Genomic DNA, 15,054 nt, shown 5'->3' on the forward strand with positions numbered 1-15,054 from the left:
GTATCGAGCCACCTTGGGTGTAGGCTAAAACGGTTTCACCATAATGGGCGATCTGATTGATTTGCTCATCAACCTTGTGTTCACCCAAGAACCTTAACCCTTTGCGGTTAGTGTTTTGATTGGCAACAATCTCAAAAAAGCGCAGACCAATCCCCTGTAGGGCAACCAATAATCTGTCATGCAAGAAGGTAACCGCAGTAACATCCGCATCAAAGCTATGCAGAACATCACCATCTTGATTAACTAGCTCTGCTTCTCTAAAGAAGTAGACGTCATCACTAGCATCTAGCAGCACGCTGAAATCGGTGTTACTCTTCGCTTCTTGTAACGTCCATGGCGACAACACCAAAATATCTGCACGATATTGCTCAACGTTGCCTAGACCGTCATCTAAGTTTATCTCAACCGTAAGTTTGTCAGTACTCGGCACTTGCATTTTCAAACGGAATAAGTCGCTAGCGATTAGGGTTCCATCGGCAGCAAATACTTGAATATCGGCGCTCTTAATTTGTTGAGAACCTATCTCTTGGACTTCAATATTAAGATTTGAATCAACAAATATACTGCCTGGAATTCCATTCACTTGATAAGCAATTTTGCTTTGCTGTGGTAATACGCGAATACCCACTTCATCTTCAACAAAGGCATAATCATCTAATCGGTATGCGCGAGTGCGCAAATAATAAGCATCGCTTTCTGACACAGCCGAAAGACGGAATGAAACGCTACCTAGTTGTTGGTTTACCACCCAATTACTCACAACATTGCGATTGAAATCTAATAACGCGACTTCAACAAAGGCGAATTCATTTGTGTCATAGCCGTTAACTTGGAATTGCGCATCGAGCCAATCACCTTCTGTAAAGCGACTGTTATTGGCTGGTGCAAGTAACTTGATCTGACCTTGCTCGGGTTCGATTGCCGCAGTTGTTATTGCCGCGCTATAATCTCCTCCGTTTAGCTCGATTTCTGTGGTTTGATTGGCCTGATTTGACAACCTAATCCAACCGGCCAGATCACCACCTTGGCTGACAAAAGCTTGGTTTAATCCAGAATGACTTACCTGATAACTATTGATTCGAGCATCATTCGATAACTCAACTTTGCTAGGTAACAAGGCGTCGCTAGCATAATGTTTATCGGTTGGCTGTTGCGTTAGTACATTAGCATATGGGCTGTCATTTAAGCTCAACGTCTGTTCAACGATAGCGCCGCCTCGCTGTTGCACTTTTACGATCACACCATGGGCAAAATGGCTACGAGCAACCAGATAAACAACTTTGTCTGCCACTCTTTGCTTTTTGCTTGGTAGTAATTGGCCATTATTATCTTCAAACCAAACTTGCGCTTGCGGATCAGACACCTCTATCTGCAGATAATGAGGTAATTCCTCAGTTGTGATAACTGGGACATCCAATGAACGAGCCGACCATTGTTGACGCCAAATGCTTTGACCATCGGTAAACCAAGCAAACTGACTATTGGCACTGAGTTTTTCAATACCTTGCAAGTAACCAAGTGTTTGATTGCTATTTGATAAACGCCATAAAGCGCCATAGTCAGCGGAGACGATTTGCTTAGCTTCAACATCAGCTAAACGGTCGACGGATAATAATTCATGGTCTGTCGCTATTACATCAAGCTCAATTAAATCAGCGCTGCTGACTACAAATGGATAAACAGCTGACTTAGTCCACTGCTCTATTTGCGTTTCATTAATGGCTAGCTTATACGCACCCGGCTTGGCTTCCCAAGTTGCTACGACTTGGGCTTCCAGTGAACTTAAATCAGTACCAATTCGTTGTAAGCTGAATTCAGTGAGTAACCAAAGATCATCAGCTAGTTCGACTAAGTCAACTAACTGACTATCTAAAGTCATCAGCTTAAGCGGAACTAACGCATTGCTATCGACCATCCAAACTTGTAGTTTGTCGGCCAATTGCACAACTACATAGTTGTCCGAGATTAACTTAACATCGCCGAATAAACGTTGCTGGCTTATCGCAGAACCGTTTAGATCCCAACGTAATAAATCTTGATTACCGTTTTCGTCGATAACCGCCCATATGCCTTGACCATTAACCGCCAATTGCAGAACAGAACCTTGGTTTTGCTCAATTAAGCTGGTTGCACCTAAGCGAATTTGCAATCCGCCCTGCAATTGATTGATACCAGCCACAAATTGTTGCTGACCCGGTATTGCTGCAAGGAAATCAATTACTTGCAACTTATCGTCTATTTGCAGTTCGATATGCTGTTGTTCGTCTAAGAACGCTAATTTCTCGATTGATGTAGATTGCAGTTTTTCGTTACCAGACACATCACGCAAGCGGCTTTCAATCGTCAGACTACCACTATCGTAATTTGTGCTGTAAACCCATGACTTGCCATCCAGTTTTCGAGTGGATTCAACACTGTTTTCACCATCTATAACCTTAAGCTCTGAATCTTCTGCAAAGTCTGGCATATCCTCAGGCAACTTGGCTGCAACTAAAACACTAGTGCCTTGTAAAACCTGACTTGAAGGTGAAGTGACTAACTCAACTTGTTGCTCAACGCTGTCATCGGCCAGAACATTAATAAACTTGCGGTCGATTAGGCCTTGATGCGAAAGCTCTAGCAACAAGACAAGATCTTGCCCAGTCGCTGGTAATTGGATGCCTTGCTTAAAGCGCTCCGGTAAATCTGCAGTGCGTTCGAGGTTAATGGTTTGATTGTTGACGTGATCCGGATCGCCGCCTACCAAAATATTAAGCTGGGCATTGTCGAGATTACGCAACAGCACTTCGATTTCTAATGGCTGTTTTTCACGCCATACAGAGCCATTAGCTGGATGAATTAGCCTTACTTCTGGCTCGCCGAGGGCAGCATCAAATGGCTGTAATGTAACCTGCTCAACTGAACTAATATTGCCGTTGGTATCAATAGCTCGGGCAAATACCGAAACAGGATCAGTAGAAGTCGGCTCAAGAGAATGTGAATTAACAAAGTCACTTTCAATATAGGTAGCTCCTGCATCGAATGAGACTTCGACTTTATCTATGCCGTACTTATCAAAAGTTTGGAATAGTAGTTCAGTTTCTTCATTAAGCGGGATCCTATCACCATCCTGCGGCGAGATTAGACTAATCGTTGGTGGCGTTTTGTCTTTGTATAAAGTAAAGCTATCTTCAATAACTTTAACCCCGGTATAGCCAAAGAAAGCTTGGATTTCGACAGGTTGTTGATAGGTATCGGGCTTATTACCTTGACCATCAAGCGGGATACTGCCGTTTAAATGCTGAACTTGAGCATAAGCATTTCCTAGACCTTGATGATGCAAATCTGCGTGATACCAACTTTGGTTGATTCTGATATCGGCGCTATTAATTAAGTCAGTGTCTCCGGTAAATTCAAACTTCACTTGAGAAGCCGTTAACTCTTCGACTTCGAGTGGCGTTGTGCTCACTGCTGAAATTTCAATGTTAGGATCGACAATACTGGCGTTAAAGCTTGCTTCGGAGAAATTACCGTTGCCATCGATGGTTTTACTTCTTACCACTAATTGCGGTGCAAACGCTTCTAGAATTCTTAATTCAAAACGGCCTTGTGTTGCTGATAGCTCGTTACCAAAACTAACGCCGCCATCGGTAGACACTCTATATTTATGAATCAGTTGTGCCTGATAGTTGTCTTCAGCACTTAACTCAAAGCTATAGCTACGACCTCTTGTTAGTGACACCGATAGCGATAGAGCTTCACCTTGGCTGGTCAGTTGTGTATTTCTTGGTGCTAACCTATCTTCTGCTATAAACGCACTTTGCCAATTGCCATCAACCAAAGCCTGACTATGGTTTAAAACTTGATTGCCAGCTAAATCGGCAATGCCCTGCAAATGCGCGGTGTAAACTGCGTTATGCTCAAGTACTTGGTTTGGTTTAAGCGCCAAGCTAACTTGGTTATCTATAACGTTAAGTGTAAAGCGTGCAGAAATATCCTCCTCTGGCGCAACCGAATAATCCTGCTTGGATTTGATAACCGCAAAATCACTAACAGATACATTTTCGTTAAAGGTTAAAGTTAGCGGTTTAAAGTAGCTAAGCGCCTGCGATGAAACGAATCTTGGCTTAGTATCATCAACTCCAAGCAGTGTCGTAGAAGATGACTGTTGTTCTTGCGTTGATGGTTTGGTGATAACAACGCGATATTCAAATCCAGGTATGGCGGCTGGTGCCATAAAACTAAGCTGGCCAGCGCTTAATTCATAATTAACTTTATTAGTATTAGATAAAGGCTGGCTGCCATCAGCCAACACTAGATGAACACCCAGTTGTCCTTTAAGTCCTTCACCGGCTACTGTAATTCTATTACCACCACTATCGCTTAATCTGTCATCGGCAACACTGTTATCAGAATGAATAGCACTAATGGCTAATGCCTGATCAACCTGTAATGCTGCTGGTAAAGCTACTTGTTTATTTACGTAGCTAGCTTCAACACTCAGTAACGCGGCATCGCTAAACGCATGACTGAAACGTATCACTTGGCCGCTACTGTCTACTTCAAAATCTGCTTGGTTAAAGGTCTGATTACCAATTTGAATAGATTCGAGTAAGTGCAGGTTAACACCAGCTAAACTAAAGTCAGTTGCCCGCCCAGTGATAGTGTAGTTAGGTGTCAACTTTTCTAAATACGCATCTTCTGTTGGCAGAATATTGGCGACTTGCTGACTAACGCTTTGGTCAAATTGCACTTGTGCGCCATCTATACTCTGGACTGGCTGATTAAATAAGTGATTCGTTACACGGCTATCTAATACCCAGCTTTCAAGTGGAGTAAAGGCTAGTTGGCGACCATTAATTTGGCTAAAGCCCTGATGCTCTATCCCATTACTCTCGACGTTTAGTTCAACATTGCGCCAAGCTAGATTCTGTCCAGCAATATTGAAAGCTAACGAAACATATTCGGTATAGATATCACGACGTTTATCGCGCCACATATTAGGCAATGGTAATGCTTGATGATAGAGCTTGCCCGATTGCAACCAATCTAGATAACTGCCTCGTAAACTGGTTTTTGCCAACTGATCTATACGAACAGCATCGGCATCCAAAGTCAGTAGCTCATTAATATCTAATTGGCCTGCAGACGCATCTAAATCGAATAGCTGGATCTGACCTTCACTAAATAGTGCGGCTAATTCTCCGCTTAGCTGCCAAATGCCTTCTTTAACAAAACTCGTTTGACCTTGTAATTCGTAGCTAGGGGCAAAGTAGCTGCCATTGCGTTGCCATAACGCCAAGCTATCATCGCCCACCAATAATAGATTGTCGGCATTTACAACCAGCTGTTCTATATTTTGCTGACTGTCAAAACGCGCTTTTTCGTTGGTAATGATCCCAGCATCTAACACTACGATTTCAGTACCAGACACCAAAACTAACTCACCATCGAAAAGTTGCCATTGTTCGACATTGTCTAAAGCTAACTGCCAGTTAGGGCTGTTGGTATTAGCCTGATATAAACTGGAATTAACTTGTGCAAACAACACGCCGCTGTCTATCGCTAAATTGCTGAAATCCAGTTGCGCTTGGTTGTAAATTTGATGAATCGTTTCTAGGGCATAAGGATTTATATAGTCCAGTAAAACGACGTTACCATTTTGTAGTTGAGCTGCAATATAACGCTTATCAAGCGCTATATTTTTGATAGTAGACGGAAGTGTTGTACGACTTAATAACACTGGTGAGCTATCGGCTAGAGTCGATTGTAAGTAGATATCAGCGCCAATTGCACTCACGACAATGTCCCCTACTCGCGCCATATCAGTTACACCAGAACGGCTATATTCGTTAACTGGCAAATAAACAAACAGTGTTTCATCGATCACTTGATCTAATCGATTGGCATTATTAGACACTGAAATTCGCAGTGAACCAACCATGTTATCAGGGATGGCAACACTCAAGGTTTGCTCATCAACTAATTTGACGTCACTTGCTAAAACATCATTGATCCAAACCTGAGTGATATTGCTTAACCCAGCACCGCGAATCCCAATACGGTTGTACTGCCCTAGGTGTAATGACTTATCAGCATCAACTAATCGGTTATCTGTATATTCACCAATCTGTTCAATACTTGGATCAGCAATATAAGTAAAAGAAGCAGGTAATTGCGCAGATAACCAATCTTGACTGATTCGTAGGCCAACTAATAAATTCTCAGTTGGCGAGGTATCTAATGCTGGAATGGTTAGCTGAATTTCACTGTCACTGACCAAGGTAAATTGGTCATTCGCAAATACTTGCTGACCTAATTGCACACGAGTATCTGCGCTGAATCCTTGACCAAATAGACTGATGGTTTCGCCACCGCGCCAACTGGCTTGCTGCGGTTCTACTCTATCAATCGACAGCGCTTGGCTGTTTTGGTTGATTATATAACTGCGGTAATCAGCGCCCAGCTTCACTCCGTTTAAATCTGCCACTAATTGGCTAACGATTAGTAAGTAGCGCTTTTTATCTTCTAGTGGTTGCGCTGGTACGAAGTATACTTCGCTGCCCCACTGGCTTAGCTTATGCTGCCATGTACCAGCCACAGGAAGGTCATCCAAGGTCAGTTTAAATAGCTGGTGTGCCGATTGTTGGAACTGATTTTGATTTAAGATGCGGTTAAAGCTTAGGGCGATATATTGACCTTGGGATAATACCCCGCCAACATCTGGCGTTTGCTCAATGATATCTAATCTGTCATTTTCAATTGTATTTAAACCACCACCCAAACGCGCATAACTTTGACCTTGCTGCACAGGGCTTTCTATCGCTTCACCACGGCTATTTTGAGCGTAAGACGTTGCCGCATAGATAACACCTGGGCCAATTGCAACATCATTAACCGCACCAGTCACCGAAAAATAATGAACTAACTTTGGTCTGCTTCGATAGTTCTGGTTTAACCAACCAGATATATCAAACAGTTGTAAGTCGCCATGCCCAGCGGCGACATACAGTGTTTGCCCGCTGCGGAGCATCTTGCCTGCGTAAATATCGCCTTGTCGAATAAGATAAGACAAGTTCAAACTGGCTAGATGCGCATTTTCAGATTGCGCCGCACTATCGAACAATTCAACAGTCGCCTGCGAGCCAGTTGAGATAAGAGCTAAATCACCGTGAATAATTAAATCATCAGCCGTGTAGCTAAAGCCAAATTGATCTGTCAACTTAATACTACTCTCAATCTGGTATAAACCTGTCACCAATTCAATGGCTTGTAGTTGATTAATTTGGTTTTGTACTAACCACAATTTATCTTCAGCTATTTTGATTAGATCAATCGCCGCACCCAGTTCTTGGCTAGTTAGCTGTTTAATACGCTCAAGTTCTAACTTTTCATCTAAACGGAAAACAGATACGTCATCTTCGGTCGCTACAAAAATAAGCCTACCATCACTTGCCAACCCGGTAATAGGCGCAGTCATTTGATAGGTACGATGCAGGCTTGGCTCGGCTGACAAGGTCAAATCAAATTGAGTTAACGTATTACTACCTGCCGCGTATAAGAACTGCTCAGTCTTAACCGAATGAGTAAATCCACTCGGCGCTAAACTAGTTTTGAAATGGTAAGGTTTAGTTTCAGCTGCAGTTTCTTTATTTATAACGATTGGCGCAACAGGGTTACTTACATCCGCCACCATTAACATAGCATTGTTAGAGGTTAATTCTGAGACTACCTCTCCCTGGTTATCAAATACCTGATAACCACCACCACTTAGCAAATAAAGTAATTGGTCATCGGCAACAATATTAGATAGCGGTGATTGCTCTTCACCTGCTACATCGACACTTGCTAACTCTCTACCTGCATAGAAGTAATCTTTTAGCGTCGCGACTTCATCAGGGAATTGCGGATTAACGGCTGTGATATCCCCATAACCAAATTGACCAGATGGAGCGGTAATGTTCGCTAACCAACTAGATTCCGACTGATAGTGGTTTACGGGTTTGTTATTGATGAAAATTTGCGTGTTAGGGGTAAATCCATAACCGTTGAGCGTAATTTGATTACCGCCTTGTGGAGGACCAGTTGGTGGATTCATATCTTGTAACGCCAGTTGCGGCATAATTAGCGCAGCGCCAACTTTTTTGGCAGACAAACCAGCTTTATTGATTTCAACAGTTAATGGGGCAACTACATTAGCCGAAACCCATTGTGGGAATTTGAACGTTATCTCGCTATCAGTAACCTGAGCGATATCACTGCCATCAACCTGTATGTCCCCTACGGTAATTTGAATAGCTTGCGCATCAGTGCCAAATCCAAGCCCATATAATTTGGCAAGCTCAGTTCCATCTGCATGGAAATAATGTCCAGAGTCCGTAAGAGTGCCTTGACCACTTACTTGACGCGCAACCCGAGTAATTTGCGGACGCGTTTCATCGATATAGTTGAAATGTCGATTGTAAGTTAGCGCTAATGTGTTGCCATTTACACTTTGTAAGTCGCCATCAACACTTAACGAAACACCATTTGAGATATCAACACCTTGGTGAATTTCAATCAATAATTCGGCACCAGAAATAAAATTAGTCGCTGCGATAGTATAGTCATCCGGTTGCAGTGGTTGACCATTGGTCGATAATTCAATAACTCGTTGCAAATGCTCTGGCTGAGTATTAATTCTGCTATTCAATCGAATCGATATGACTTCTTGCTGCGCTAAATTTTCGCCAGTTGCTGGCGTTACGTGAGTTATGGCTAACTGGCTAGCTGGCAAGAATACCACGCCATCGCCATCCGAAGTTAAAATATTACCTTGAACATCTGCTAATACCGAAGCATCCTCCGCTTGTTGCCAGTAATATCTATTATAGCCTTGACCTTCAACATATTGGTACATAGTTAGGCCGTCGTTATCACCTACTGTAATTTGTCCTGCAACAACTTGTAAACGCGTTAAGCCACTTGCGCTATCTTCACCTAAATCAAATATTGTTGGTTCGAAATTTGACTGTTCCAGTTGCTCAAATACGGCGAGTTTTTGCTTACCCTCTTGTGCAAACACAACGTATAACGCACCTTCAAACCAAGACATTGATTGAGGTTGACCCGCTAATGTACCTTGGCTAAATTGTATTGTTTGATAACCGAGTGGCTGATCAAATTCTGGATCGCCAATGTCAAAGAAACGAATGAAGCCGTCACCAAGATCACTAATTGATAACGAGGCCAAAACGCCTTTAGATTGATCCAGCGTCAAGTCTACAGTTTTGTAGCCAGCGATTGGTAAATACTTAACAATAAATGGCTGCTCAGTTTGACCAACATCAACCACAGTTAAGCCATTAGCACCATTAGCGACGAAGGCTAATGAGTCAACAACGGCTAATTGATATACTGGCTCTGATAGGCTGAGTTGAGCTAAACGAATAGGTTGCTCTTGAATAGAAAGATCGTAAACTTCAATCCCAGATTCCATAAGATAAGGGTTAGAGTCTGAGACTTTTCCACCTTTTACGCCAACATAAAGTAAATCATCAACATTAGCTAATGCGCCAATTTGCATGGGTGGATAGTTCGGTAAATCAATGCTTTCGCCAGCTGGAAGGGTATAGCTGAATTCACCAACTGAAACCTCTTGCCCAGCCATTAATAACGCGACTTGGTAAATACCCGGAACTTCGACCGCTGGCGCAATAAATTCAAATAACTGCGGAGTAACTACGTCATCCTTTAGGTCTCGGTTGCTACTACCAGCATCGGCTAATTGCGTAACCAGTTCGTTGCCTAAAGCATCGCGCAACATTATTTTGCTACCCGGTGCAATAACTGGAGAATCGGCATTAATAGTGATTTTATAGCCACCTTGCATATTGCCTGAAGTACGCGAGAGACTTAACTTAGCATTAAGACTATTTGCTAAATAAACCACACCGCCAAGATAGATATCCTGCAGAGAACCATTGTAAACCGAAATGCTTACTTGATGACCAAGCGCCAAAGGTAATAACTCAAGCGTCTTAGAATTCACTTGTAAGTGCGTTTCATCAACAAAAATACTCTCAACTAAATATGGCCCAAAATAAACTTCGCTATCTGAGGTAAACCCGCTACCCAAAATATCAATATTATGTTCATGGCCATGGTGGACAATTCCATTGTCAACTTGCGCAATTTGCGGTTGAATTTCCTGACTTAAATAAAATTCATGTTGTACCGCTCGCCATAAACCCGTGCCAGCTACTGTTCTGACATCGGCAATTCGTAGTGACAATAATTGTTCAGCACTTTGTTCGAGAGCTGAATTAACGGTTAACGTAAACTGACTAGCACTTGTGCCATTGCTATCAAGTGGTGACAAAGTAAAGTCAACCGCATTACCAGCAGTATCAAGCAATGTCAGTTGCACTGAATCCAATTCGACAAATTGATTGAAGCGGAATTTCAATGGTTGGCTTTGGCTTAATGTTCCTAACTGGCTAACATTAAAATCAAGCACGACAGCCCCTGGCAGCTCCATGCTCGTCACACCTTGTTTGCGGCTAGCCAATAGCAAACCTTGCTTAAATATATCCGTTGCTAGCGTTTTTTCAGTGTTGCCTGCACTTACAAGTTCTGGTTCACTTAAATTAATTAAGTCGTATACCGCAAAACCGCCGTGGTCACCTGAAACAATTAATAAATTTGCGTATAAGCTCAATTTGACCGCGCTAAATGGCGCTGACTGAATATCAGAATTAATTTGCAACCAAGTTTTGCTATCAGCCTGCTCGACAGGGAATATAGCCACGCCTGCTTCGCCATGAGCTGTGATTAGATGTTGACCATACTGCACAGCATCATAAATATTGGCTGCAAATGGGATCTCACGTAGCAAGCTTGGATCTGTTAAAGATTGAATAACTAAATTGTGTTGTGTATCTACTGTCCCTTGAACTTGTTCTGCAGTATTACGTTCCGGGCAGAGAGTCCCTTTTTTCCACGTAACACCGCCAGCAACACCACCAGAGACTAATTGCCCATTAGCATTGATAAAGCTAACCGCTGAGCCATTCGTTTTATAGCTCGAAGGTAATTGAACCGGATCCGTCGGATAAGAGTAATTTATTGCAACCGTATTACCTAAACTGCCAGAATCAATATTAAATTCACATGGCAACTTGGGTATTACCGCTGAAGAGCCATAGGTAGCCGTCAGCAACAAGTCATCTTCAACAACAAAGCCTGATACTAAACCTCCGACATTTTCTTGATTAATCACTTGCAGTCCGCGCTGCTCGTCCAAGTTAAGTTTTGCAATACCACCTGCGCCTGAACTGACATACAAACGTTTGCGAAGCACATCTTCTTCTAGCTCAGTTGTTGCTTGCAATTGAATAGAATCAACCGCAAAAGTATAAGAATAGTCATTACTGGAGGTTAAATGACTCTGTTCTTGATCCGTTAACGGATCACCCAATATTTGTTTAGCCGTTATTTGTCTTACTCTATTGGTTTCAACAACTTCGGAGATTTTTGCAGGGTCAGAAGGTAAAGAACTAGCGCCACCAACCATCACAGGGCGAGTAATATCCTGTAGGTTGTAACTAACGGCCAAGAGTTTTTCAACGAAGTTAACCGAGTCTATTAACTGCGTATTATGACCATCTACAAAATAACCAGACGAGGAAATAGCTACCCCCGAGTCTTGATCAACCCATATATCGACTGGGTTAACATTTTCGCCTTTGACATGACTAAACTTACGCAAGCCATAGCCAAGTTGGATGACATTGCTGGTTACTTCATCACCGTAGCGATTACCGACAACTAAACTGTATTTCCCCGGTAATGATCTTGGAGCAACAAAGCGTAATGTATTGTTCGACTCTACTTTGATATCCGTTACTGGCGTTGAGCCAACAGAAATGTTGATACCCGGCATGACCGTGTTACCTGGCTCAAACCCTGTACCTGACAAGGTGATCCACTCACCGCCATTCGCTTGCGTCCAGCTCGGCTGCAACCGTTCAATGGCAAGAGCCTCATCGACGATAAAGGCACCATTGAGTTCCGCAAGTTTACTAGCTCCAGAAAACTCTACTTCAACGGTGACTTTGTATAAACCCGGCTGACTAATATGGTTAACCTCAGCATCCATCAAGGCGACTCGTTCGTTATCTTGATCTTGACGGACTTCGATAATAGAAGCCTGTACTCCTCCTACATATACTTTCAAACTATCATATTGCGCCGGTAAACCCACAACACCGACGGTAAATTGCTGCGAGCTAGCGACTAACATACGTCGTGGTAACACTTGACCAATTTGCAACTCGGATTGCTCAACCTGCGTATTTAACCAAGTAAAACTATGTGCTTGCCCTTGTTGTAATTCATATAAAGTAATATAACCGTCGGTAACAGGTTTAACTGATTTAACACCTTGTAGGATATCCAGCTGCAATGATGATCCATCATCGATTGACTGGCTAGGCAGTGGATACACGATGGCATCGTTACCAACCAATTCAACTCGTGAGTTAACAAGTTGACCATTGTGGGTTAAAACAAACTTGTCTTGGTTATCACTGTATTGGGCGATGTCTTTATTAAATCTAACTCTAATAGCGCCAGCATCATCATCAGCAAACACAACATTTGAACTCGGTTCTACCGCATGCACTTTAAGCGCAACATCATTGTATGTCGAAACGCGATTTAACGATTTACCTTCTAGAACGGTATAACCAGAACCAATAATTGAGTATGGTGTACTGATAATTTGCGTTGTTGCGTAGCCTTGTTGCGCTTGCAAGCTCTCTAAAACTAATGGTTGACTAGGTCTGGTAACATCTATTGCTGCCACACCTTTGTCACCCAATGCGACGTAAAGCAAATTACCTTGTATGGCAACATCATGGATTGCGCCTAAAGTGTCGATTCGAGTGAGTAATCGAGGCTCATGAGGCTGGCTGACATCAATAATCAGTAAACCTAACTCGCCAGCCGCCGCGAATAAATAATTCCCCTCAATGGCAAGTTTTGACGCTGGATAAGGTATGCTAGCTATGGTATTAAAGCCATCCACAGCATTGTTTGATACAACATAAATACCACCCGAATTAACATCGTCTGTTGAAACGAGTTGTTGCACAAAATCGTAATCACCAGATGCAACATAATAAACTGAACTGGTGTGAGGCAATTCATGTTCAACAATGTCTAGAGCGAAATGCTGGTTAGGTAAGGTCAATTGGTCAACTTGGTATAGTTTACTGTGCAAGTAACCATCTACGACGACAATACCTTGCTCTCCGTTTGCGACTAGCACTTTATGGTTATCAGCAATAACAGAGGTTGCTGATGTACCGATTAGAGGATAATCTGCCACCAAGTGAGTTCGAGACGGTTGCAACTCATCAAAAGCGTATATAAATAGCTTACTGGCTTGCGAGCTACCTGCCGAATCGATTTGATTGGCGGTAATAAAGACTTTATCAGCACTACGTTCAAAATAGCCTTGGATCGAAGTTGCCTGCCACCCTTGTGGCAATTCAATATGTGAAACAAGACGATCTTCAACACCGTCACCATCTATATCAATGGTTTCTAATAAGTCAGCTGGTGTTAGAGGATTTTGTGCATTATTAACGAAGCTCGAACCATCGATATTATAAACATAAACCCCAAACTCACTTGCCGCGACGAATAAGTAGCTACCAGTAGGATCAAGCCAAGTATCTCGTACTATCCCTTGCCCACTTATGTTGGCTTGACTCGGTTGTTGATAAGTAAATGCGTTATTGAGTGTCAGGCGGTTGCCACCTATGTAGTTAACCGATATATCAACTTGACCAATACGATTGGCAGGCGCAGTGACTTCTAGTGTTTGGTTATCGATAACTTTGTAATCGGTTGCTAGAACGTCACCAAATCTTACTTCTATATTTTGTGCACCTGGGGTGAAACCACGGCCGTTGATCCGTATTTTTTGACCTCCAGCTAAACTGCCCGAAGTAACATCAATATCCAATAACACCAGAGGTTCGATATAAACAAAAGCCCCAAGTAATGAATCAGACATACCGTTGCTGTTTACAACTTTGATATATGAAGCACCCGCCAAGCTAGCAGGAATCTGTATTGTATAAAGAGTGCCATCGCTAACTCTTTCTTCAGCCGTTACCGTGGCGTTACCTGTAGCCACCTCAAACCTTGCTTGCTCACCATTTTTAACCAATACTTTTAATTCGCCACCATAAATCGAAATCCCCTTGGTTTGTACTTCAATAATTTCTGGTGGAGTACCTGATGCATTCGCGGTAATAAAGTTTATCGTTTGATTAACTAAACCAAGAGTACGACGGCTTAACGGCTCTGAACTTAAACGTATTTGGTACTGAGTGTTCGCCAATAACCCGGTATCAGGTATTAATTCGATTTTGTTGTCTAGCAGGTTGAAATCAAAAGTAACAGGGACACCTGTTTCAGAACCATCTAAGTGCACAAACTGGATATAAGTCTCGACAAACTCTTGCACAGTTTGACCTTCAGGAACTTTAACAGCTTGAGCAAACTGTAAGACAATATTAGTCGCTGGGTCGAACTTAGAGTCAATCGCAGGTTGTACTGCCACTAAGTCATTAAGCAAAGTATCTGTTATGGATAAATGAGAGTGGTTCTTATCGCTATTCCAAGCAGAAACAATCAGGCCATCTTGACTCAATCGAGACTGAGCAACTAGGCAATCCCGGCTCTGGCACTCAAACAATTCATACATATCAGCCATGCGCAGAACATCATGGTTTTCAGTATCAAATACTGAGATGTATGCCACTTGCGGTTGAGTTTCATTACCTAGCACTAATCTAGTTTGTGTCGCGGTATTGGCTAGACTGTTTATAGTGACTAAACGCCCCGGAACAGAAAAACCGAATGTATCAATAACTCCAGCCTCGTTCGGCTGGTTGTGAGACCAAATATCCTTTGTTAAAATCGAAGCCGAATGATGACTAATATTTAAATTGTCATTAACCGCAAATTGGCCACTTATATTGTCAATTTTAGTAATAGGTAAATGCGGTAGTCTAAGGT

The 15,054-nt window shown here is 42.5% G+C and carries 1 protein-coding gene (cut by both window edges); it reads right to left on the reverse strand.

This entire window lies inside a single protein-coding gene on the reverse strand: locus FNT16_RS19355, encoding an Ig-like domain-containing protein (protein WP_342779179.1). The 37,164-nt coding sequence extends 12,350 nt beyond the window's left edge and 9,760 nt beyond its right edge, so the window shows coding positions 9,761-24,814 (codon 3,254, partial, through codon 8,272, partial); the first complete codon in reading order (the gene reads right to left) occupies nt 15,050-15,052. Both codon boundaries (start and stop) fall beyond the window edges.

It is taken from the genome of Catenovulum sediminis (genome assembly GCF_007289895.1).
GTDB classification, from domain to species: Bacteria; Pseudomonadota; Gammaproteobacteria; order Enterobacterales; family Alteromonadaceae; genus Catenovulum; species Catenovulum sediminis.